The following is a 21,543-nucleotide window of genomic DNA, read 5'->3' on the forward strand; positions in this document are numbered from 1 at the left end:
TTATCCGCTCCTCCGAAAAGGGTTCCGTCCGTGCAGCTTGTCGTTCTCGACCTTGGCCGTCTGGTGCTGGGCGTCCAAGTACTTGGCCAGGTCAGTCAGGGCAACGCCCTTGGCCGATTTCTGGCTTCCTTCCATGCGCACAATCGGCAGATCAATGGCGCCGGCCAGGACCTTCTGCTGGAACTTCTCCGGCGTCAGGTGGCTGAAGTAGTCGGCGCAGATGCGGTCCAGGGGGATGATGGCGGTGCCGTTGTACTGTGCCATCAGTAGGAAAATGGTGTTCATGGTGTGTACCTCGCTAGTCAGCGCTGGTGCTGAGCTATTTCCTTGGTCGGCGGGGTGTAGGTACCGCGTCAGGCATAGCCGGCCCAATGGTGCGGCCGATGTTAGTGCTGTCTGCGCTGGAGAAGGGCAGGTGGTCGAAGGTGGCGAGATCAAGCATCCAGCTGCCATGTAACTTGCACATGGGCCGCCCATCGTCGTCCCTGGCGCCCCGAATTGCCTTGCCGGTCGAGATCCACCATTCGGCCGCGCCGACTTGGGCGAAGTCGCTGGCTCTGCCGAGGCAGATTCGTGGCCAACCGCTTACCAACCGTTCGCGGCGATGCAGATTTTCGTGCATGTGCCATATCGGGGCGCCAAACCTGCGCGGGAATGGCCGTTCCTCCAGCAGGGCATCGTTGCCGCTTTCGTTGCTATCGATCACGTCAGAGATCGCGGCGAAATCACAGGCTGGCATCATCTTTACGACCTTGGTGGTCTTCACGACTCCAGGGAGGAGTTCTCGGAATCGTTGGTCATTGAGCCTGAACGAGATCCTTAGCCGAAACCACTTGCCACGGTGAACCGTCATGGTGTCTCTGTTTGTGGTGCGCATGCTGGGGGATTCTCCTGAACCGATTGCACCCCTTGATGCTAAGTAGAAAGCTCGCGGCTTAGTGGGCTATCTAGTCCCATTGGAGGGTCAAGCGGGCGAGATGAGCTTTAAGATCGTATTCACTCGATTTTCCTCGATTCCAGCCCCGGGTTTTTGCCAGGAGTTTGCTGACTCAGCTTGCCGGGCAATAGAAAAATGCAAGTTGCCGAACATCGCGATCGAGTCGGGGAAGAGGTGGCGGGAGCCTGTTGGAAATGCAGTCTGGCGGGGAACGTCACTTCTGCTTCTGTGGGGCAGGCCAAGGATGGGAGTTTGGGGACGCCGAAGGTACTTTCCGGGAATGCCAATTGGCGGTTCACGGCCAGCGTCCCTTTATGTGCACAGCTATAGGTCGAAATCCGGCGAAGCTACTTTGCGTCTAGCGAGTGATGTACTCCTCTGACCTAGCGGTAGCTCCGGTACAGGTTTGCATTGCAGTAGTTGCATTGGTGGATACGGCGTTGGTCATGCCATCCCTCCAGGCCGAACTGGCGGATGCTCCGTGAGCCGCAGCAGCGGCAGGTAATTCCTTTCTGGCCGTTACGGTTGAGCCCATGGCGCTCCATGTAGTCGTCGACGATCGGAAATCTGAGCCAGCGCTTGTGGCGCTGCTCACTCAGCTGTCGTTCCTGCCTCCACAACCAATACGCAATCCCAAGTCCGGCGGCGATCAAAAAGAGAATGAGGTTCATCTGTTTTTCCTTGGCGTGAGGAATGAGGGGGCTGAGGCGAGAGCAGGAGTGCATCTCGGATCACTCTGCGAACTTTGCCGTTCCTTGGTTCTCCCAGGATCTCCAGATACGTTGGCTCGCAGCGACTTGTGCTGGCAGCGGAGGGCGGTGGCCATTGGCGATGGCAATAGGCGCAGTGTCCTGTCCAGCCAGATTCAGGTAGTGGTGGGGTGCGGTGAGAAAAATGGAGAGCGGGATGACCAGCAGCTCCGCGATATGTGCCTGGACGTAAATATCGGCCCAGGCATGAAGGTGGGCTTGCTGGTGCGCGTTAAACAGAAGCGGCTTTGACGAGGACATTGACTGGCTCCGATTTGGTTACGGATTCCAGTTTCCTCAGAATCGGAAAAGCGCAAGCCCACGAAAGGGCGCGAATGTGCCGGCCCCTCGCATGGGTAGGATTGGCATTCAGGGTGCTACGAAAAGCAGCTCTCTGCCTTCGTTCATGATGACCGGCGGTGATACGCCAGCGAGACCAGGGCTGTAGATGAAAAACCAGGGCGGAAGCTGCTCGGACATCTCGTGCGTCAGCTCGAGTTCTTCTCGATTGGCCGGCCGCCCCCGTGCGCCGAGGAAAATCGGCCCATAGGCCCTCTCCTTCGACTTCATGAAGGCGGGGGCTTTGACCAGGTTCGGTGAGTGGCCGGTAATCATATCGAGGAGTTGCGAAAAGGCATGAATTGGCCCGCCATCACCGTATGGTTGGCCTAGTACGTAGCCAACTTGCGTGCGAAGCAGCTTTTGTCGAGCTTCTTCGTTAGTGGCATACGTTTCTGCACGTGCGCGGATGAATGCTTTTGAGCTCATGGCCACGGCCTCATCTGGGCTCGAGGCAATGTCTGCGGGTACCCAGGCAGCAACTTGAACGTTTGCTGCCGTGCTGCCTGGGGTGAATCCGCTCAGCAGCAACAGAGTCGGATCTCCGGTAGCAATCAGCTGTGCCGCACCTGCGACTGAGTTGTCGATGCTGCGGCCATCAGAAACGTTACCTTCGCGAGACCGCAATTCGTTGTACTTTGCCTTTGGCAGATCCTCGGCAGGAATGCCCATGGCGTCGGCAATCATCAGCGCCTGGGAGGGAGAACCAGTTCTGGGTATAAGACCGCACCCTGTGAATAGGAAAGAGAGCGCGGTAATCACGATCAAGCGACGCATGGGAAATCCTCGGCGATGGCAAATAGCATGGGCACGAGCGGGACGATGCTCATTGACTAAGAACGGGCCAGAAAACAATGCCTGTAATCAGGCAACCTCCCGCCCAGATCGCCAGGGGCATTCGCAGAAGTGCCATGGTCTGATAAAGCGGAATGGGAATGCGCTTCTGCTTGTAGCCCTGGTAAATGAGGTGAGCCCATACCAGTGGTGCAGATTGAAACACTATGAGAAGGACGATTCGCCAAAGCGCCAGTTCAATAGGCTGGTCTTCTGAGGAATTGGAGCTTACCGATAGATATGCCAGCCTGAGCGCAATCGCTATAGCGGCACTCAGGACTAACAGGTTGCAGTGGAGGAGGCGCTTCCAGATTGCAGAGCAGACTTCTTCAGGTGTCATCGTGTTCATTGAGGAACTCCGTGGACGGGGATCATCAGGTGAACATGACTTTATCTATATGCAACCTTCACTTCGGCACGTTGCATGCGGCTTCGAAGTATCAAGTGATGTTTCGAGTTTGAAATGAACCTGGACGGTCGGGAAGGGGCTTCCGTGATGGTCGAGCTGGGCCCTTGGTCAGACGAAAGTCGCTTTCCTTGTTCGCTCTGCGTGCCTCCCGTGGATACAAGGAAAGCTGCTTTGCTGGGCGGGGCATTTGTTTCTCCTGGGAAATGAGACCGTGCTGGCCGTGTTCAATACGGGCGCGCGCGGCGGCAACCTGCGAAATTTGCCTAATTTCGAATCCGGTGCCGCAACTCTTTGCGGTCTGGTGAAGAGGGGCCGGGTTGAGGGAGTCAACCAGGGCGGGAGCATCCTTATGCAGAGCCCCAGTCTCGGCTGCCGTTTGCACCTTCTTTCTCATCCGAGATACGACAATCCTAAAGTTTACGAAGGGTTCACTTTTATGCACCTCGGATGCTCCTCCTTGAGTGTCCATTTAGGTGCAAAAAAGTGCACTCCAGATGCACTCTCTGATCCCAGTTTTCTGGCTTCCCCACATAATTCGCCCCCTTCTCAGGGGCGTGCTGAGGCGGATTGGGTACGTCTTCAGGGCGGAGATGCCTCACTGGGCTGGGGCGGCGCTGTTACGGCTAAGAAAATGGCGATCAGTAAGACATCGAAACTCGTTTTCCATGTTTGGCCCCCCTCCGCGCGAGCCCGGAAGGCATGGGGCATTCCAGGGTTTCCAATGTTTTCTAGCTGCTATAGCAGGAAATGGACATCGAAACCTTCCGTGCCGTGCAGAAGGCTTCGAGTCGAGGGGGCGCGCTACGTATGCTGGAAGGCGCCCGTGGTTCCTGAGTGGACGGCGGCAAGAAAAGGCAGGAGATATTTTATCTGTGCTGCTTAAGATTATGAAAATAAAAGGAAAAATGAGTTTTTTCTGTAGGCCAGCTGATACCTATATCAGCTGGCCTACAGGCTTTGAAAACCGCTTTTCCCGGTGTTTTCTAGTGCGGCCAAAACTACGCTCGCACCGATTACGGTAGAGCATCCCCTGCGCAGGCCTTTGCTGAGATCCTAACCCCGCATCAGCCCTGGGTTTGAGCCGCTCACTCCTTAGTTTCGGTGTTACACAGCTGCTATAAGAAGGAATATCAGCGTGAGTGCAATCACACATCGAGCTGCTGAGCTCATGAGCGCAATGTGGACGTTCAGCCAGGAACTCATGAGTGAGGACTTGCGCCTCAATGATGAGTGTTGGGAGCCGGTCAGGGCATACTCAACCCGTTCAAAGTAAACATCCTTGGAAGGAAATCGGACTCCCTCAGATCAGCAGTTGCCATGTTCGGCAGAACTCACGCCCGGAATCGACTCACCCATCCACTAAGGTCCCCGGAAAGGCGCGCAAGTGACTGCGAACCATTGCTCGCGCTGTCCGCCAGTTCCGCGACCAGTTGAGCATCGCCATGTATCTGGCCGATGTGCCGACTGATGTCTTCAGCGACTTGATGTTGTTCTTCAGCTGCGGTGGCGATCTGGGCATTCATGTCCCGCACGATCTCCACCGACGCACGAATGAGTTCGCAGCTTGATCTCGCATCGCTGATCCGGGCCAGGGATTCTTGCGAAACGTCCAGACTGGCATGCATTTGCTTCCCAACCTGGCAAGTGCGAAGGGCGAGATTGCCTAGCAACGAGTCGATCTCCTCTGTGGAGTCCGCTGTCCTTTTGGCCAGCGCTCGAACCTCGTCCGCGACGACTGCAAAGCCGCGACCCTGTTCACCTGCACGAGCAGCTTCGATGGCAGCGTTCAGTGCCAACAGGTTGGTCTGGTCAGCGATGGATCGGATGGTCCCGAGGATGGACTGAATGCCCATGCTGTCCTTTTCCAGCTGCTGCATTGAGGTTGCTGCCTGACCAATCTCTGCGCTGAGGTGGTTTGGGCCGCCAGCCAGTAGTGGAGCCACATGGCATGGGTGCCGGTGGGAAAGTTCTGGGCGAAGGTCAACTTTGTACCGTGTTGGCGTACCCGGGCGGCGAGGTTGTCGTTACGGGTGCAACTCTTGTCGGTCATGTTGTTTGTCTCACCACTGAACGAAAAAGGCGCCGCCCCAGTCACCATGGGATTGGTGGCCGGGAGCGACGCCATCGTCTATGAACTGTCTCCGCCGTTGGAGGGAGTTCGGAGTGCTGGTATCAGCAAGTGATGTGCCATCGTTCAGCAACGAAACTGAACGAGGCCAGGGAAGGGGGCGCTGCAATAGCTTCGTTTGATAGACGACCTTTACTTAGCTGGTGGGTGCCATTCCATATCGGCTGCTGCACAGCCCAGAGCCCCCTCTCTTGAAAGGCCGCAACCGGCCAGAATCGGTCGCTAGCAAAGCTCTGCTTCCCGCCCAAAGCAGCCAAGGCTTTTGGAAAATGAGGACCTATCCACTTGGCGGCAGCTGGAGCAGCCAAACGCCGACTTCGCCGATGCTCAGTAATTAAAGTCGTGCCCAAGCTGTTGCTGCATCCATTCCAGGAAGCGCCGCACCCTCGACAACTCCGCATGCGTTCGGGGGAAGACCAGATGGTGAGCGCTGACGGAACTTCGGAGCCTCTCCTCGAAGACTGGCACCAGTCTGCCTTGACTAACGTAATCCTGGGAAAGCAATGAGCTTTCCAGCGCAAAGCCGTACCCGTGACTAGCGGCTTCCAGGCTCATGTACGAACGGTCAAAACTCAGCGCATAAGGTGCTTCGGGCAGCGAAAGTCCCTGTTGCGCGAACCATTGGGGCCATTGCACCAGTGCTGCCTCCGACAGAATCAGATTTTGGCGCAGCAGTTCCTGCGGTTCTTGGATCGGCGCTCGCTCTAGTAACGCAGGCGCAGCCAAGACTGTCAGTTGCTCGTGGCGGATGGTGCGCACTTCCAGACTCGGCCAGTTCGGATAACCGTGGCGAATATCCAGATCGATTTGATTGCGGCCGAAGTGCAGCGACTCGTAGGAGCAAGACAGATTGATCTGGATGTCGGGATGACTGACACGGAACTGTTCAAGGCGCGGCAGGAGCCAGAGCAGACCGAAGCTGGGCGCCGAGTGCAGGCGCAAATAGTCAGAGCTGACTGCGCTGCCTGCCCGCTCTGTGGCAATGGCAAGGTTCTGCAAAACGCCGGACACGTCACGCAGGTACTGCTCACCGGCCGGGGTGAGCGTCACGCCCTTGGCGGTGCGCAGGAAAAGCGGGCGGCCGATAAGTGATTCGAGATTGGCGATCTGGTGGCTAACGGCAGAGGGCGTGAGGTTAAGTTGTTCGGCGGCGCGGGCGACGTTGCCGAATCTCGCTGCCTGCTCGAAGGCCTGAATCGCTTTGAACGGCGGCAGTTGGATGGGTTTCTTATCCGACTCGTGTTGCATCTCATCTCCTGCATCTTTCGGGGCTTTGCGGCGACGCGCGCACTTTGCATCTCTGCCGCCGGACTGCCCAGTGCTGAATTTTTTTCAGCATAGGTTGAGTCGGGCTGCGTTGCCCGGATGGGGTTGTGGACCGAATCTGTGCCCATCGGTTCTCCATGAACCGGCGTCCATAACAACAAGTATCCCGGAGCAAAAAAATGCTACTCGAAAGCAAAATCGCAATCGTCACTGGAGCTGCCTCTGCACGCGGTATCGGTCGCGCTACCGCCAAGGTCTTCGCCGAGCAAGGTGCTCGCGTGGCCATCCTGGACCTGGACCCGGAGGCTGCCCGCCAGGCGGCAGCGGAACTGGGAGAAGGTCATCTCGGCCTGGCCGCCAACGTGGCAGACGAAGCTCAAGTGCGCGACGCTGTGGCCCAAGTGCTGGCCCAGTACGGCCGGATCGATGTGCTGGTGAACAACGCTGGCATCACCCAGCCGGTGAAGACCCTGGAGATCACTGGCACGGATTTCGACCGCATCCTGGATGTGAACCTGCGAGGCACGCTGCTGATGTCCCAGGCGGTGATCCCCACCATGCGCGCGCAGAAGTCCGGCAGCATCATTTGCATGTCGTCGGTTTCCGCCCAGCGTGGCGGCGGCATCTTCGGCGGTCCTCATTACAGCGCGGCCAAGGCCGGGGTCCTGGGTCTGGGTAAAGCCATGGCCCGCGAGTTGGGTGCGGACAATATTCGAGTGAACTCAATCACCCCGGGATTGATCCAGACTGATATCACCGGCGGTCTCATGCATGACGAGCGTCGCCACGCCATCATCGAGGGCATCCCCCTCGGCCGCCTGGGTGCAGCAAGCGACGTGGCCAACGCAGCGCTGTTCCTGGCCAGCGACCTGTCCAGCTACCTGACAGGCGTCACGCTGGATGTGAATGGTGGGATGCTGATCCACTGACGAGCCCTGCCCTCCGGCTCGCGATGTTTCGAATCTGAGCCCCGGCGAGCGAATCCTCGCCCGCCGGGTCACATGTATAAAAACAAGAGATCAGATCAACATGACGACGATAGCTCTCGATGCGGCTTCGACCGCGCGTAGCAACGCCTACCGTAAAACGGCCTGGCGGCTGATGCCATTTCTCATGCTGTGCTACCTCTGCGCTTACCTCGACCGGGTCAACGTCGGGTTCGCCAAGTTGCAGATGATGGACGACCTGGCCCTGAGCGAGGCCGTGTACGGTTTGGGTGCGGGCATGTTCTTCATCGGCTACTTCCTCTGTGAAGTACCCAGCAACATCATTCTCCACAAGGTCGGTGCACGGCGCTGGATTGCGCGCATCATGATCACCTGGGGCATCATTTCCGCGCTCTTCGCCTTCGTGGAAACCGCCTGGCAGTTCTACGCCCTGCGCTTCCTCCTGGGCGTGGCCGAGGCAGGGCTGGCCCCAGGCCTGCTGCTCTACCTCACCTACTGGTTCCCCTCCTACCGGCGCGCCAAGATGACCGCCCTCTGGTTCATCGCCATCCCGCTCTCGGGCATGGTGGGCGGGCCATTATCTGGCTGGATCATGGAGCGCTTCGCCGGTGTGCACGGCTGGGCCGGCTGGCAATGGATGTTCATGCTCGAAGCAATTCCCACCGTAGTGGTCGGCCTGTTGGTACTGAGCTACCTCAAGGACGGCGTGAATCAGGCTACCTGGCTCAACGACGACGAGAAGGCACTGTTGCGCAAGGAGCTGGCTGAGGACGACAAGCACAAGGTCACACATGCCTCGCCGGCCGCCTTCATCCGCGATCGCCGCCTGTGGCTGCTGGCTGGAATCTACTTCTGCGTAGTGATGGGCCAGTACGCAATCACCTTCTGGCTGCCAACCCTGGTGCGCAATGCCGGTGTATCCGAGCCATTGCACATCGGCCTGCTCACCAGCCTGCCCTACCTCTGCGCCATCGCCGCGATGCTCCTGGCCGGCCGCAGTGGCGATAAGCATCAGGAACGTCGTTGGCACCTCGCAATACCGATGCTTGCCGGCGCTCTGGGACTGAGCTTGGCCGCCGCGTTCGGCGGCAGTCTGAGTCTGTCGATCCTCAGCTTGTGCCTTGCGGCGGCGGGAATCCTCTCGGCCTCGTCACTGTTCTGGATGCTGCCCACCACCCTGCTCGGCGGTGTCTCGGCGGCCGCGGGCATCGCAGCGGTAAACAGCTTCGCCAACCTCGCCGGTTTCTGCTCGCCTTACCTGATCGGCTGGGTAACCACCACCCTCGGCAGCAATGCCATCGGCATGTACCTCATTACCGCTGTGCTGGTATTCGGCGCCCTTCTGGTGTTCCGCGTCCCGGCCAACCTGGTCAACCGTTGAGATTGAAGGAGTTACAACGATGAGTTCCGTTTCCATCGACACCGGCACGCCCTCCCTCGCCAAGCGCGCCTACAATATCCGGCGCAATGCCCTGCGCATGGGGCAGGTCCAAGGGCAAGGCTATATTGGCCAGGCACTGGGAGCCGCCGACCTGCTGGCCGTGTCGTACTTTCATGCCCTGCACTACGATCCGGCCAACCCTGAATGGGAAGAACGCGACCGCTTCTACCTGTCCATCGGCCACTACGCCATTGCCCTCTACGCTGCCCTGATCGAAGCTGGCGTCATTCCTGAAGACGAACTAGAGACCTATGGCAGCGATGACAGCCGCCTGCCCATGTCGGGCATGGCTGCTTACACGCCCGGGATGGAAATCACCGGTGGCTCCCTCGGCCACGGCCTGGGCATCGCAGTTGGGGCCTGCCTCGGACTCAAACGCAAAGGCTCGGACAGGTTCGTCTACAACCTGCTCTCCGATGGTGAGTTGAATGAAGGCTCCACCTGGGAAGCAATCATGTCGGCCTCGCACTGGAAGCTGGACAACCTGATCGCCATCGTCGACGTGAACAACCAGCAAGCGGACGGTTACTCCAGCGAAGTGCTGGCCTTCGAGCCCATCGTCGACCGCTGGCAGGCGTTCGGATGGTTCACCCAGCGGGTAGACGGTAACGACATCGGTGCCCTGGTGCAGGCCTTCGACACTGCACGCAACCATTCAGGAACACAACCCAGGGTGATCATCTGCGACACCCGCATGGGCAAGGGCGTGCCCTTCCTGGAAAACCGCGAAAAAACCCATTTCATTCGCGTCGACGAAAACGAATGGGACCTTGCCTTGGAAGCCCTTGAAGCCGGGAGCCGTCAATGAACACCGCCATCACCCCGAAAAAACGCCTGACTACCTCGGCGATGATCGCCTCAATCGCCGCCGAAGGTCAGCCCACCCGCTCTGCTCCCTTCGGCCATGCGCTGGCGGAACTGGCCCGTGAACGCGCAGATGTCGTCGGCCTGTCGGCGGACCTGTCCAAGTACACCGACCTGCACATCTTCGCCAAGGAGCATCCGCAGCGCTTCTACCAGATGGGCATGGCCGAGCAACTGCTGATGAGTGCCGCCGCCGGCATGGCTCGCGAGGGCTTTACCCCTTTCGCCACCACCTATGCCGTGTTCGCGTCGCGCCGTGCGTATGACTTTATCTGCATGGCCATCGCCGAAGAGAACCTCAACGTGAAGATTGTTTGCGGCCTACCGGGACTGACCACTGGCTATGGCCCCAGCCATCAGGCCACGGATGACCTAGCAATCTTCCGCGCCATGCCCAACCTGATGATCATCGACCCCTGCGATGCGCTGGAAATCGAGCAGGCCGTTCCTGCCATCGCCGCGCATCAGGGCCCGGTGTACATGCGGCTGCTGCGGGGCAACGTGCCCCTGGTGCTGGACCGCTACGACTACAAATTCCAGATCGGTAAGGCGCAAACCCTGCGAGGCGGCCGCGATGTGCTGATTATCTCCACTGGCTTGCTGACCATGCGCGCTTTGGAGGCGGCCGAGAAGCTCCAGGCAGATGGCGTCGACGTGTCCGTACTGCACGTGCCGACCATCAAGCCCCTTGACGAGGCCACTATCCTTGCCGAGGCCAGAAAGCCAGGACGGCTGGTGGTCACGGCGGAGAACCACTCCATCGTGGGCGGTCTGGGAGAAGCCGTCGCAGGACTGCTGATGCGCAATGGCGTGACCCCCACCTTCCGCCAAATCGCCCTTCCCGATGCCTTCCTCGAGGCTGGCGCCCTTCCAACCCTGCACGACCGCTACGGCATTTCGACCGAGACTGTAGCAAGCCAGATCAAAGGTTGGCTGTAGTTGTTCAAGGCCCTCCCGGTATCGGGAGGGCCACTCCTTTCCGGGTACGGATTTACCGATGGATGTGTTTGAAGTGAATGTGCTCGAACTTCGTAGACGAAATTCGATGACCGCTTATGGCCGGTAGGTGCCCTTCATGGCGGGCACCTACCGGCCGATTCCACGTTCAGGCCAGTTAATGGATGAATTGATCCTGGGGATTCCGCATCTTCATGGCAGTGATACGTGCAAACCTGCGCTCTACCAGATTTTCAGTGTGTAATCGACATTGATCCTGGTTTCATTGTCACTCCTGAAGGTCGAGGCCGCGCTCTGTTCATTGCGATAAGCCGCATGACGCAAGCGGAGTGCAAGCCCCTTCGCCCGACCTGACTGAATGACGTAGGCCAGTTCCAAATCCTTAGAGGACTCGCTGAGGTTTGTTCCCCCCAATTTCGGCAAGTCGATGTTGCTGCCTCGGAGATAGCGGGCCATGGCGGTCAGGCCCGGGATTCCGACGGCAGCGAAGTCGTAGTCGTATCGGGCGACCCAGGTGCGTTCCTTGGGGTTGACGAAATCGGCGCTCATGGTGCCGTCGCTGAGGACCGCCGGCTCGCCACCGGCGAGGTACGCCATGGCGGTATCCCCAGTCTGGTGCATGTACCCCGCACCCACGGTGTGTGCACCTAGTTGGTAGCTGAACATGGCGCCGGCATTCAGGTTATCTACCTGGCCGGCTTCCGCGCGGCCGTTTTCCCGGCTGTTAAAGACCCTTATGTCGGTCTTCAGCTTCCCCGCTCCCAGCGGTACCACGTGAATGGCTCCCGCAAAGTCCTGGCTGTAGATGTTCTTCAGTTCCGCATGGTAGTAGCGCAACGTCAGGGCATCGGACCAGCGATAGTCGCCACCCGCGAAGTCGAATCGCTCGGAGTTGGCGCCCGCCTTGAACCGTCCGTTGGGTGAGGCCAGGGATATTGGTTGATAGTTGGTAGAGTCACGCAAGTTCACTCGGTCCATTCGCCCGATGTGCAGGGTCAGTCGGTCGATGTCTTCGGAAATGACATAGGCGCCACGGAAGGACTGCGGCAGCAGCCGGGCCGGGCTTGCGGTGATGACTGGCAGGGCGGGGAACTGGGTGCCCACCGACAGACGGGTTTTCGAGAGCTTCGCCTTCAGCGTTGCCCCCAGTTCCGAATAGTCATCCTTGGCCTCGCGGGTCTGCGGGTCGAGGGGCAGCAGCTGCGTGCCGGCGCGGTCCGGCGAGGAGTCCAACTTGATGCCCAGCATGCCGGTGAGGTCCAGGCCGAAGCCCACAGTTCCCTCGGTGAAGCCGGAGTTGGCCCGCAGGATGAACCCTTGGGCCCACTCACGAGCTGCCGGATAAGGGGTGGCCCCCTTGAAGTCCCGATCCAGATAGTAGTTTCGGGAGGTGAGGGTGAGGCTGCCGTCGTCGACGAAGCCCGCGAAAGCGTTGGCCGCGGCGAATGATGCCGCTATGCCCAGGGCATCGAGCCCCAGGCGTCTGGATGGAATGTGCATGGGTCTGTCCTGTTCTTGTTGTAGGCGGGTGTCGACTCAGGCGCTGGTCGCGGAGCGGAGCTGCAGGGCCCTTCGGGGCTTCAGCAACCAGATCACCAGCGCCGCCAGGACGAATGCCAGCGCGAACAGGACGTACAGGTCGGCGGGTTGCCACTGCGCATCGATCAGGCGGCCGGCCACCAGGGGGGACAGGATGGCGCCCATGCGGCCTATGCCGATTCCCCAGCCGAGACCGGTCACCCGTTGCGCCGCGTCATAGATGGACGGGGTGAGCGCGTAGAGGCCGGCGACGCAGCCGTTGACGAACACACCGATCAGCAGCACCACGGCGAAGGCGAGGTCCAGGTTGTGGGTGAACTGCACGAACGCGGCTAACAGGACGGCGTTCACCAGCAGGTAGACCATCAGCACGCGAGGGAGGCGGAAGCGTGCGGCCAGGAGCCCCACCAGGGCCGTGCCGAAGATGCCGCCGACGTTGAGCAGCACGCCGCCGGTGATGCCCTGCTGGTTCGACAGGCCGGCCGCAACCAGCAGGCGAGGCGTCCAGCTCATCACGAAGTAGAAGCCAAACATCACCAGGAAGAACGCCGCCCAGATCAACAGCGTGGAGCGCAGGAGCTGCGGGGAGAACAGCTCGGCGAAGCTTTCCTTGAGGGGCTTGCGCGAGGCCTCCTGGGTGGCGGGCAGTTGCGTTACTGGAGCGAGCCCCACACGCTTCAGCAACCGGTTGATGCGTTCCAGCGCACCTGCTGGCTGGCGGGACACCAGGAAGGCCAGGGACTCCGGCAGCCACAGCGCGAGCAACGGGAGGGTCAGGAGCGTCACGATGCCGCCGTAGAAGAAGACCGAACGCCAGCCCAGCGTGGGGATGATCTGCGCCGCGATGATGCCGCCCACGGTCGCGCCCAGGGCATAGGCGGTGGATTGCAGGCTGATTGCGAGGCCCCGCCATTTGCTGTTGGCGTACTCGCCGGCGATGACGTAGCTGCTAGCCAGGATTCCACCGATGCCGAGGCCGGTGATCAGGCGCAGGGCTGCCAGCATCTCCGGCGAGGTTGCCCGGGACGACGCCAGCATGCCCAGTCCGGCAATGCTCACGCACGCCAGGATCAGCGGGCGGCGGCCGAAGCGGTCGGCCCAGGGCGCGATGAACAGTGAACCGATCGCCATGCCCACGAGTCCCGCACTCAGCAGATAGCCGAGCTGGGTGCCGCTCAGGCCCCAGTCGGCGCCCACCGATGCGGCAGTGAAGGCCATCACCAGCACGTCGAAGCCGTCGAGCATGTTGATCAGGAAGCAGAGCGCGACGACGCCCCATTGAAACCCGGCCATGGGTTTTTCATCCATCTGTTGCCCAATCGTCTGGCTCATGTGATCAGGCTCCCTGGTACTGGAAGGGAAGGGGATTCAAACGACGGGCAGCCGAAACCGCCCCACAACGGAGGGAGAGCAGGATGTACATGTCGATACCTTCTTGTTGTTGTCAGTCGTGCATGCAAGGGGACTCGGACCTGGCCAGCAGGTCCGAGGGATGGGCCGGTTCGGGGCGGGTGACCTGTCCGAATCGGCCCGGTTCAGCGGTCAGGCCGCGCTGAAGGTCTTGTGCGGGTCGATGACGAATTTCTTCGGTACGCCGGCATCGAACTCGCCGTAGCCACGCGGCGCGTCGTCCAGGCTGATGACCTGCACACCCACCACCTCGGCGATGTTGATGCGGTCCCACATGATCGCTTGCATGAGCGCGCGGTTGTATTTCATCACCGGGGTCTGGCCGGTGTGGAAGCTGTGGGATTTCGCCCAGCCAAGGCCGAAGCGGATGCTCAGGCTGCCGATCTTGGCGGCGGCATCCATCGCGCCCGGGTCTTCGGTGACGTAGAGGCCGGGGATACCGATCTTGCCGGCCACGCGGGTGACCTGCATCAGCGAGTTGAGGACGGTGGCCGGGGCCTCGTGCTTGGCGCCTTCATGGCCGTGACCACGGGCTTCGAAGCCCACTGCATCGACCGCACAATCCACTTCTGGCTCACCCAGCAGCGCGGCGATCTGCTCGTGCAGCGGGGTGTCCAGCGAGAGGTCGGCGATCTCGAAGCCTTGCGCCTTGGCGTGGGCGAGGCGGGCAGGGTTGAGGTCGCCGACGATCACGACTGCAGCGCCCAGCAGGCGGGCGGAGGCGGCAGCGGCGAGGCCCACCGGGCCGGCACCGGCAACGTACACGGTGCTGCCCGGGCCGACGCCGGCGGTGACGGCGCCGTGGTAGCCGGTGGGCAGGATGTCGGAGAGGCAGGTCAGGTCACGGATCTTCTCCATGGCCTTGTCGCGATCCGGCAGCTTGAGCAGGTTGAAGTCGGCGTAGGGCACCAGCACGTACTCGGCCTGGCCACCGGTCCAGTCGCCCATGTCGACATAGCCGTAGGCGCCGCCAGCGCGGGCCGGGTTGACGGTCAGGCACACGCCAGTGTGCATTTCCTTGCAGGAACGGCAGCGGCCGCAGGCCACGTTGAACGGCACCGAGACCAGGTCGCCGATCTTCAGGTTCTCGACATCGCTACCCTTCTCGATCACCTCACCGGTGATCTCGTGGCCGAGCACCAGGCCGACCTGGGCAGTGGTACGGCCGCGCACCATGTGCTGGTCCGAGCCGCAGATGTTGGTGGAGACGACCTTGAGGATGACCCCGTGTTCGATCTTCTTGCCGCGAGGGTCCTGCATTTTGGGGTAGTCGATCTTCTGGACTTCAACCTTGCCCGCACCGAGATAAACGACACCACGATTATCAGACATGAGACCTCCTTGGATGCGCATGGGATTTGCGCGAATCGGGAAAAAAGGAGCGGGTGCTCATCCAGCCGGGAACACCCGCCGTGCACTCAACGGGTGGAGTGGCGAAGCTGTTCGATGATTCGCCGCGCGCGGTTGGCGCCTGCGTCGACGTGGATGTCGAGCATGGGGCGGCCGCCGAAGCGGCACATGTTCCGGTACTGCGCCTCGACCACTATCTTGTCTTCGTCAAAGGTCAGGATGGTTTGCTCGATGACCTTGGCCTTGACCGCCTCCGGGTCGCTCTTCGGGTTGGTGGCCATGGTCCAGAAGTAGTGGCTGGTGGACTCCGTCTCCGGGGTCACGCCATGGAAACCACGCATGTGGAAACCGCCACGATCCGGGTCGTCCAGGGCGTCGGTGCGCACATCCACCGCACCGGTCCAGATGCGCAGGTGGCTGACGTGGAATTCGATCTCCTGCCATCGATCCACATTGCCCTTGAAGGGGAAGGCGGCGGTGTAGGTGGGTGGCGGCACCGAGTCCGGCATGTGGCGAACGACGCGGACCACGTCGCCGACCTCTTCCACTTTCATCTGCGCATTCATGTGGATGCTGGCATTGCCGCCGATGGTGTGCAGGTGGACATAGCCTAGGTGGCTGAGGTCCATCAGGTTGTCATGGATGAGCTGATAGGGCGCGTCGTAGTGGTAGACGTCGCCATCGAACAGGTACTTGCCACTGCTGTGGACGTCATACACCGGCGGTTCGCAGGTGGGCTGCGGATGGGCCTCACTGCCGAACCAGATCCACACGATCCGGTCCCGCTCGCGAACGTGGTAGGCCGGTACCTTGGCCTTGCTGGGCAGCTTGTCCTGGCCGGGGATTTCCAGGCATTTGCCCTCGGCGTTGAACAGCAGCCCGTGGTAGCCACAGCGCACGCCACGTTCTTCCAGGGTGCCATTGGACAGGGGCAGCGCCCGGTGGCAGCAGCGGTCTTCCAGTGCCGCGACCTGGCCATCGGCGGTGCGGAACAGCACCACGGGCTTGTTCAATAGGGTCCGGCCGAGGGGTTGGTCCTTCAGTTCCCAGCCCAGGGCCGCCACGTACCACTGGTCCAGCGGAAAGCTGGGGACGGAGGGGGAGCTGGCCTCGTAGGCGAGCGATTCAGCAGCGGATGCACTCATGGTGATCTCCAGGGTTCACGGTTGTTGTTCTGGATTGAGATTCAGAGGTCGAGGACCAGGCGCGGCGACTTCGCCCGCGAGCAGCACGGCGTGAACTGGTCATTGCACGCGTGCTCGGCCGCGGTCATGAACTGGTCGCGGTGATCCGGGAGGCCTTGCAGGACACGGGTGATGCAGGAACCACAGATGCCCTGTTCGCAGGAGGTCTCGATCGCGATCCCGGCTTCGTCGAGCACCTCGAACACGCTGCGGTCGGCGGGTATGTGGAAGACCTCGCCACTGCTGGCCAACTCGACCTCGAAGGGGGAGTCCGCGTCGTGCTCGAGAGGCGTCGCGGCAAAGAACTCACGATGGACCTGGTCCTGGGACCAGCCGGCGTTTTCCGCGGACTCCAGGATGTGGCCCATGAACCCGCTCGGGCCACAGACATAGAGGTGAGTGTCCGAGGTCGGATTTGCCAGCAGCGCGGGGGCATCCAGCTTCTGCGCCTGGGCGCCGCTGTCGTCATGCAGGTGCACGCGTCCGGCAAAGGGCAAGTGCCGGAGCTGCTTGATGAACGCTGCGCGCTCCTGCGAGCGGAAGCAGTAATGCAGCTCGAAGTCCGCCCCCCGGTGGGACAGCTCGTAGGCCATTGCCAGGATCGGCGTGATGCCGATTCCGCCAGCGAACAGCAGGTGTCTGGCACCTTGATGATCCAGAGCGAAGAGGTTTCGGGGCTCACTGATATTGAGCAGTTGCCCTTGTGCCACCTGCTCATGCATTGCTCTGGACCCACCGCGAGAAACGGGATCCTTGAGCACGCCGATCAGGTAGCGATGCCTTTCCTCTGGATGATTGCAGAGGGAGTACTGGCGGGTGAGTCCAGCGCCGATGTGCACATCGACATGGGCACCAGCCTCGAATGGCGGCAGTTCACCGCCATCGACGGCGCAAAGCTCGAAGCTGCAGATACCCTCTGCTTCATCGATTTTTCGGGTTACACGAACCTGGAGCATGACGCGGCCCTCCACACTGAAGTGGTGTTTGCAAAAAGTGGAATTTGAGAGCCCGGTGTGGGTGCTGGCTCAGTCCGAGGACGAGACGGGGAGGGCGCTGCGGCGGAAGTGCAGGGAGGGGTAGGCGTAATCGAGGTGGTTCATGGCAAGGACCTGATAATTATTTTTGTGTGGTTCCGCGGCGGCATATCATGCGGACGAATGCCCGCACCGCTTCGATGGAGGTAATCCTCGGAGTAATTGGTTGCGGTGTCAACCAATTTGATCATGCACCTCGTCAGTAAGGCGCTTCGTCCATGCACACCGATTCTCAGCTGAACCTTGCCCGCTACGTTCCCGCACTGCTCACCTTCCTTGCCAACAAGCTCGCCACCGGGGCCTCGCAGTGCTATCGCAAACACTTCGGGATCGGCGTCGTGGAGTGGCGGATGCTGTCCATGCTTGCGGTGGAGAACGGCATCACGGCCAATCGCATCTGCCAGGTGATCGGCCTGGACAAGAGTGCCGTCAGCCGATCGCTGCAAGCGCTGGAAGCGGCCGGGCATGTCAGCAGCCAGGTGGACCCGCAAGATAATCGGCGTAATACCGTGAGCCTTACCGCCAGTGGACGGAAGCTGCATGATCGGGTGCTGAAAGTGGCGCTAGAGCGGGAGCGCCGGTTACTCAGTGGATTGTCAGCTGAGGAAGTGGACACGCTCATTGCATTGCTGGGGCGGTTGCATACCCAGGTAAACAACGTGAATGAATACGACCCTGAAGACGACTGATTTCACCAAGGTTCGCTTGCTGCCGATCGCTAGAAACACCTGAGGGTATTGCTGCGCAATACCCCATCCCTCGCTCCTTCCTTTCCCTTTCGGGCCCCAGTTCTGGACAGAGGCTTTCACCTCTTGCCGGTCCTTGTGTCGTGTCCCATCTGCATTCCTCAGGTATCGCGAAGCGCGATAGGTCGCATCCTGACAAGCGATTAGTCAGAGACCACGAGCCACGTCAACCTTTGGCCATCGCCGGGTCATTCCCGCCTCGCGATGCCACTCCGGCATTTCGACCACACCGGTCCGGACTGCCTTGATCTGGTCGGTGTGGCCTAAAGAAGTTCGCCAACAAGAACAATAAGAGGGTTCGTTTGATGGCTATACGCTATAGCGCCGCATCGCGGTGTGCGCCGTTCACCCTGACGCTCGCCGCGGCTTTGGTATGCGGTGTCCCCTCCGTCCACGCCTTCGAGATCCAGACCGGTAATCCGGACCTGAGTCTGCGCTGGGACAACACGCTCAAGTACAGCACCGCCTGGCGCCTGAAGGACCAGAGCAACAAGCTCACTGAAGGGCAGGTCGCCCTGAACCAGGACGACGGCGACCGCGCCTTCGACAAGGGGCTGATCTCCAACCGCCTCGACATCCTGTCCGAACTGGACATCGGCTACCGTGACTTCGGTGCCCGAGTCAGCGGTGCCGGTTGGTTCGACACCGAGTACCAGAACGACAACGACAACGACGATCCGACCCGCGCCAACGCACGCTCGGTCGCCTACAACGAATTCACCGATGACACCCGCCACCTTCACGGTGGCGATGGCGAGCTGCTGGATGCCTTCGTCTACTGGAACGGTGATCTGGCGGATCGCAGCCTGTCCGTGCGCCTCGGCCGCCACGGCCTGATCTGGGGCGAGAGCCTGTTCTTCGGTGCAAACGGCATCGCCGGCGGCATGGCCCCGGTGGATGTGGTCAAGGCCATCTCCGTGCCGAACACGCAGTTCAAGGAGATCACCCGTCCAGTCAGCCAGCTGTCCACGACCTACCAGCTAACCGACGACGTCTCCCTCGGCGCCTTCTACCAGTTCGAGTGGGAAGAGACCCGACTGCCGGCAGCCGGCAGCTACTTCTCGGTCAGTGATGTGCTCGGCGAAGGCAACGAACGCCTGATCGTTGGCGCGCCGTTCCCGGCCTTCCTCGGTGGCAACCCGAGCAGCCCTGCAGCCTTCTTCCATGGTAACGACAAGGAAGCCAGGAGCTCGGGGCAGGGCGGCCTGCAGTTGCGCTACAGCGCAGACACCGTGGAGTACGGCCTCTACGCCATCCAGTACCACGACAAGACGCCGAAGCTGTACCTCAAGCCGAGCACCACCGGGCCGAACTTCGCCACTGGCGAGGTGGGCCAGTTCTACTGGGTCTACCCGGAAGACATCCGCGCGCTGGGCGCGAGCTTCACCACTACGGTGGAAGAGTTCAGCTTCGCCGGTGAGGCCTCCATGCGCTGGAACATGCCGCTGGTTTCCAACGGCCAGACAGTGCTGCCCGGCGTGGTCGCCGACAACAATGACAACCCGCTCTACGCGGTGGGCCGCACCGCCCACGTCAACCTGAACATGCTTGCCTCCCTCGGTCCGTCGCTCATCTCCAACGAGGCCAGCCTGGTGGGCGAGATCGCCTGGAACCGCCTGCTCAGCGTGACCAAGAACCGTGCGGCGCTGGACCCGGGTGCCACCGACGACGGCCTCGGCTTGAAGCTGGTCTACACCCCGACTTACCGCCAAGTGTTTCCCGGTGTCGACCTCAGCGTGCCGATGGGCATCAGCTACTTCCCTCTGGGCAAGTCGTCGGTGGTGGGAAGCTTCGGTCCGGACAACGGGGGTGACTTCAACATCGGTGTCAGCGCCACCTACCTCGACCGGGTCACCTTGGGCCTGACCTACACCCACTTCTATGGCTCAGAGGACACCAACCTCGACTCCGTTTCGCACTTCACCTTCAAGCAGTCGCTGAAGGACCGGGACTACCTGGCCTTCTCCGTGAAAACCACCTTCTGAGGGACTTGCGCATGACTATCCCGTTCACTCTCAAGACCTTCTGCCTGGCTCTGCTTGGCGCCGCTGCCCTTGGCCTGCAACCCGCCCTCGCCGCCAGTGTGGATGACCTGGGCAAGAGCCTCACCCCGCTGGGCGCCGAGCGTACCGGCAACGCGGACGGCAGCATCCCGGCCTGGGATGGCGGCTACACCAAGGTGGACCCGTCGTTCAAGGAAGGCGGCAAGCGCGGTGACCCCTTCGCCAGCGACAAGCTGCTTTACAGCATCACCGCGAAGAACCTGGACCAGTACGCCGACAAGCTAAGCGATGGCGTCAAGGCCATGTTCAAGCGTTACCCCGAAACCTATCGCATTGACGTCTACCCCACACGCCGAAGCGCTGCGGCTCCGCAGTGGGTTTACGACAACACCCTGAAGAACGCAGAGAACGCCAAGCTGGTGGACAGCAGCGCCGGCCCGGTACCGGAAGGCGCCTTTGGCGGCATCCCGTTCCCGGTGCCGAAGAGCGGCGCCGAGGCCATGTGGAACCACCTGCTGAATTGGCGCGGCACCTCGGTGGCGATGGATTTCCGCCACTACCTGATGACCGCCGATGGTGCGCAGGTTATGACCACTGATGGCAAGGCCGTGCAGGAGATGCCCTATTACTACCAGGACGGTAGCGCCGCCACCTTCGAGGGTGACTACTGGCTGTTCCGTCTGCTCAACGTCGGCCCGCCCCTGCGTGCCGGCGAGCAGATCATGGGGCGCACCAACCTCAACGGCGACAAGTCCCAGGCCCACGTCTACCTGACCGGCCAGCGCCGCGTGCGCAAGCTGCCCAACGCCTGCTGCGACACACCGACTCCGGCTACCGCCGGGGTGATGTCTTTCGACGAGCTGAGCGTGTTCCAGGGCCGCATGGACCGCTTCGACTGGAAGCTGGTGGGCAAGCAGGAGATGTACATCCCCTACAACACCAACAAAGTGCAGACCGCCGCCAAGCCGGAAGACCTGTTCGACAAGCATCACCTGAACCCCGACTACGTGCGCTGGGAACTGCACCGCGTCTGGGTAGTGGAAGCCGACCTCGCCCCCGGCAAGCGCCACCAGCTTCCCAAGGGACGCTATTACCTCGATGAGGACACCTGGCAGGCGCTTCTGGGCGACCGCTGGGATGCCAATGGCCAATTAGCCAAGACCCTCTGGTCGCTGCCGGCTGTGATGCCGGATCTGCCCGCCGTGGCCCAGCTGTCGTCGGGCTTCTACGACCTGGTGTCCGGTGCCTGGTTCATCCAGAACCTCTACGCCGGCAAGGACCAGCAGTACGGCCTGGTCGAGCGCTACAAGCCGGCGGAGTTCTCCCCGGCAGCGATGGCGGGACGTGGCGTGCGCTGATGAGGTGAGGGGAGGGCGCCAGCCCTCCTCTGGTCTGGCTGAAAATCG

Annotated in this window: 20 protein-coding genes and 1 pseudogene; 7 read left to right on the plus strand and 14 right to left on the minus strand. The window is 61.0% G+C overall.

Annotated elements, in window-relative coordinates; genetic code table 11:
• The 9 genes and pseudogenes from E8E75_RS12640 to E8E75_RS12680 all read right to left on the minus strand — a co-directional run bounded on the left by E8E75_RS12640 (window position 1) and on the right by E8E75_RS12680 (window position 6,644).
• A complete protein-coding gene (locus tag E8E75_RS12640; protein WP_280359001.1) occupies window positions 1-285 on the minus strand; it encodes a pyocin activator PrtN family protein in 285 nt (94 codons plus the stop codon).
• A gap of 34 nt (window positions 286-319) precedes the next feature.
• Window positions 320-766, minus strand: coding sequence for a hypothetical protein (locus tag E8E75_RS12645; RefSeq protein WP_280359003.1), 447 nt, complete (start codon window positions 764-766; stop codon window positions 320-322).
• Window positions 767-1,320: 554 nt separating this feature from the next.
• Window positions 1,321-1,608 (minus strand): hypothetical protein, encoded by a 288-nt coding sequence (locus tag E8E75_RS12650; RefSeq protein ID WP_280359005.1) that lies wholly within the window; start codon window positions 1,606-1,608, stop codon window positions 1,321-1,323.
• Between the two features lie 60 nt (window positions 1,609-1,668).
• A complete protein-coding gene (locus E8E75_RS12655; RefSeq protein ID WP_280359007.1) occupies window positions 1,669-1,947 on the minus strand; it encodes a hypothetical protein in 279 nt (92 codons plus the stop codon).
• 108 nt (window positions 1,948-2,055) lie between these two features.
• The gene (locus tag E8E75_RS12660; protein WP_280359009.1) at window positions 2,056-2,802 is read right to left on the minus strand and encodes a hypothetical protein; all 747 of its coding nucleotides are present in this window, start codon (window positions 2,800-2,802) and stop codon (window positions 2,056-2,058) included.
• A 49-nt stretch (window positions 2,803-2,851) separates the two neighbouring features.
• Complete coding sequence (locus E8E75_RS12665) at window positions 2,852-3,208, minus strand: hypothetical protein (RefSeq protein ID WP_280359010.1); 357 nt, start codon at window positions 3,206-3,208, stop codon at window positions 2,852-2,854.
• A gap of 1,391 nt (window positions 3,209-4,599) precedes the next feature.
• A complete protein-coding gene (locus E8E75_RS12670; protein WP_280359012.1) occupies window positions 4,600-5,211 on the minus strand; it encodes a methyl-accepting chemotaxis protein in 612 nt (203 codons plus the stop codon).
• Window positions 5,184-5,393: pseudogene (locus tag E8E75_RS12675) on the minus strand (ABC transporter substrate-binding protein); the annotation flags it as partial. The gene E8E75_RS12670 and the pseudogene E8E75_RS12675, both read right to left, overlap by 28 nt.
• A gap of 330 nt (window positions 5,394-5,723) precedes the next feature.
• Window positions 5,724-6,644: a LysR substrate-binding domain-containing protein gene (locus E8E75_RS12680; RefSeq protein WP_280359014.1), complete on the minus strand. Its 921-nt coding sequence runs from the start codon at window positions 6,642-6,644 to the stop codon at window positions 5,724-5,726.
• Window positions 6,645-6,841: 197 nt separating this feature from the next.
• Between E8E75_RS12680 and E8E75_RS12685 the strand changes: the two genes are divergently transcribed.
• The 4 genes from E8E75_RS12685 to E8E75_RS12700 all read left to right on the plus strand — a co-directional run bounded on the left by E8E75_RS12685 (window position 6,842) and on the right by E8E75_RS12700 (window position 10,853).
• Entirely contained in the window at window positions 6,842-7,591 is a 750-nt protein-coding gene (locus E8E75_RS12685; RefSeq protein WP_280359016.1) for an SDR family NAD(P)-dependent oxidoreductase, read from the plus strand.
• A gap of 100 nt (window positions 7,592-7,691) precedes the next feature.
• The gene (locus E8E75_RS12690; RefSeq protein ID WP_280359018.1) at window positions 7,692-8,990 is read left to right on the plus strand and encodes an MFS transporter; all 1,299 of its coding nucleotides are present in this window, start codon (window positions 7,692-7,694) and stop codon (window positions 8,988-8,990) included.
• A 19-nt stretch (window positions 8,991-9,009) separates the two neighbouring features.
• Window positions 9,010-9,858 carry a transketolase gene (locus E8E75_RS12695; RefSeq protein ID WP_280359019.1) on the plus strand — a complete coding sequence of 283 codons (849 nt, stop codon included), beginning with the start codon at window positions 9,010-9,012 and terminating at the stop codon, window positions 9,856-9,858.
• The gene (locus tag E8E75_RS12700; protein ID WP_280359020.1) at window positions 9,855-10,853 is read left to right on the plus strand and encodes a transketolase family protein; all 999 of its coding nucleotides are present in this window, start codon (window positions 9,855-9,857) and stop codon (window positions 10,851-10,853) included. The genes E8E75_RS12695 and E8E75_RS12700 overlap by 4 nt, the downstream gene beginning before the upstream one ends.
• 240 nt (window positions 10,854-11,093) lie before the next feature.
• Here the strand turns inward: E8E75_RS12700 and E8E75_RS12705 are convergent, their stop codons facing one another.
• The 5 genes from E8E75_RS12705 to E8E75_RS12725 all read right to left on the minus strand — a co-directional run bounded on the left by E8E75_RS12705 (window position 11,094) and on the right by E8E75_RS12725 (window position 17,310).
• Window positions 11,094-12,371, minus strand: coding sequence for an OprD family porin (locus E8E75_RS12705; RefSeq protein WP_280359022.1), 1,278 nt, complete (start codon window positions 12,369-12,371; stop codon window positions 11,094-11,096).
• A 36-nt stretch (window positions 12,372-12,407) separates the two neighbouring features.
• The gene (locus tag E8E75_RS12710) at window positions 12,408-13,742 is read right to left on the minus strand and encodes an MFS transporter (protein WP_280359024.1); all 1,335 of its coding nucleotides are present in this window, start codon (window positions 13,740-13,742) and stop codon (window positions 12,408-12,410) included.
• Between the two features lie 210 nt (window positions 13,743-13,952).
• Window positions 13,953-15,152 (minus strand): formaldehyde dehydrogenase, glutathione-independent, encoded by a 1,200-nt coding sequence (fdhA, locus tag E8E75_RS12715; RefSeq protein WP_280359025.1) that lies wholly within the window; start codon window positions 15,150-15,152, stop codon window positions 13,953-13,955.
• Window positions 15,153-15,238: 86 nt separating this feature from the next.
• Window positions 15,239-16,315 (minus strand): aromatic ring-hydroxylating dioxygenase subunit alpha, encoded by a 1,077-nt coding sequence (locus tag E8E75_RS12720; protein ID WP_280359027.1) that lies wholly within the window; start codon window positions 16,313-16,315, stop codon window positions 15,239-15,241.
• Window positions 16,316-16,356: 41 nt separating this feature from the next.
• On the minus strand, window positions 16,357-17,310 hold the full coding sequence (locus E8E75_RS12725) for a PDR/VanB family oxidoreductase (RefSeq protein ID WP_280359029.1): 954 nt from the start codon (window positions 17,308-17,310) through the stop codon (window positions 16,357-16,359).
• 296 nt (window positions 17,311-17,606) lie between these two features.
• Between E8E75_RS12725 and E8E75_RS12730 the strand changes: the two genes are divergently transcribed.
• The 3 genes from E8E75_RS12730 to E8E75_RS12740 all read left to right on the plus strand — a co-directional run bounded on the left by E8E75_RS12730 (window position 17,607) and on the right by E8E75_RS12740 (window position 21,495).
• Window positions 17,607-18,077 carry a MarR family winged helix-turn-helix transcriptional regulator gene (locus tag E8E75_RS12730; protein WP_280359031.1) on the plus strand — a complete coding sequence of 157 codons (471 nt, stop codon included), beginning with the start codon at window positions 17,607-17,609 and terminating at the stop codon, window positions 18,075-18,077.
• A gap of 362 nt (window positions 18,078-18,439) precedes the next feature.
• A complete protein-coding gene (locus E8E75_RS12735) occupies window positions 18,440-20,119 on the plus strand; it encodes a DUF1302 domain-containing protein (protein WP_280359033.1) in 1,680 nt (559 codons plus the stop codon).
• 11 nt (window positions 20,120-20,130) lie between these two features.
• On the plus strand, window positions 20,131-21,495 hold the full coding sequence (locus tag E8E75_RS12740) for a DUF1329 domain-containing protein (protein WP_280359035.1): 1,365 nt from the start codon (window positions 20,131-20,133) through the stop codon (window positions 21,493-21,495).
• The last annotated feature ends 48 nt before the right edge of the window (window positions 21,496-21,543 follow it).

This window comes from Pseudomonas sp. BN606 (assembly GCF_029873115.1).
In the GTDB taxonomy this organism is placed as follows: domain Bacteria; phylum Pseudomonadota; class Gammaproteobacteria; order Pseudomonadales; family Pseudomonadaceae; genus Metapseudomonas.

Excerpts from the sequence above, each read along its gene's own strand:
- E8E75_RS12705 (WP_280359022.1), bottom strand. The coding sequence starts at position 12,371 with ATGCACATTCCATCCAGACGCCTGGGGCTCGATGCCCTGGGCATAGCG.
- E8E75_RS12690 (WP_280359018.1), top strand. The coding sequence starts at position 7,692 with ATGACGACGATAGCTCTCGATGCGGCTTCGACCGCGCGTAGCAACGCC.
- fdhA (WP_280359025.1), bottom strand. The coding sequence starts at position 15,152 with ATGTCTGATAATCGTGGTGTCGTTTATCTCGGTGCGGGCAAGGTTGAA.
- E8E75_RS12680 (WP_280359014.1), bottom strand. The coding sequence starts at position 6,644 with ATGCAACACGAGTCGGATAAGAAACCCATCCAACTGCCGCCGTTCAAA.
- E8E75_RS12725 (WP_280359029.1), bottom strand. The coding sequence starts at position 17,310 with ATGCTCCAGGTTCGTGTAACCCGAAAAATCGATGAAGCAGAGGGTATC.
- E8E75_RS12730 (WP_280359031.1), top strand. The coding sequence starts at position 17,607 with ATGCACACCGATTCTCAGCTGAACCTTGCCCGCTACGTTCCCGCACTG.
- E8E75_RS12665 (WP_280359010.1), bottom strand. The coding sequence starts at position 3,208 with ATGAACACGATGACACCTGAAGAAGTCTGCTCTGCAATCTGGAAGCGC.
- E8E75_RS12650 (WP_280359005.1), bottom strand. The coding sequence starts at position 1,608 with ATGAACCTCATTCTCTTTTTGATCGCCGCCGGACTTGGGATTGCGTAT.
- E8E75_RS12720 (WP_280359027.1), bottom strand. The coding sequence starts at position 16,315 with ATGAGTGCATCCGCTGCTGAATCGCTCGCCTACGAGGCCAGCTCCCCC.
- E8E75_RS12695 (WP_280359019.1), top strand. The coding sequence starts at position 9,010 with ATGAGTTCCGTTTCCATCGACACCGGCACGCCCTCCCTCGCCAAGCGC.
- E8E75_RS12735 (WP_280359033.1), top strand. The coding sequence starts at position 18,440 with ATGGCTATACGCTATAGCGCCGCATCGCGGTGTGCGCCGTTCACCCTG.
- E8E75_RS12740 (WP_280359035.1), top strand. The coding sequence starts at position 20,131 with ATGACTATCCCGTTCACTCTCAAGACCTTCTGCCTGGCTCTGCTTGGC.
- E8E75_RS12660 (WP_280359009.1), bottom strand. The coding sequence starts at position 2,802 with ATGCGTCGCTTGATCGTGATTACCGCGCTCTCTTTCCTATTCACAGGG.
- E8E75_RS12710 (WP_280359024.1), bottom strand. The coding sequence starts at position 13,742 with ATGAGCCAGACGATTGGGCAACAGATGGATGAAAAACCCATGGCCGGG.
- E8E75_RS12640 (WP_280359001.1), bottom strand. The coding sequence starts at position 285 with ATGAACACCATTTTCCTACTGATGGCACAGTACAACGGCACCGCCATC.
- E8E75_RS12700 (WP_280359020.1), top strand. The coding sequence starts at position 9,855 with ATGAACACCGCCATCACCCCGAAAAAACGCCTGACTACCTCGGCGATG.
- E8E75_RS12655 (WP_280359007.1), bottom strand. The coding sequence starts at position 1,947 with ATGTCCTCGTCAAAGCCGCTTCTGTTTAACGCGCACCAGCAAGCCCAC.
- E8E75_RS12685 (WP_280359016.1), top strand. The coding sequence starts at position 6,842 with ATGCTACTCGAAAGCAAAATCGCAATCGTCACTGGAGCTGCCTCTGCA.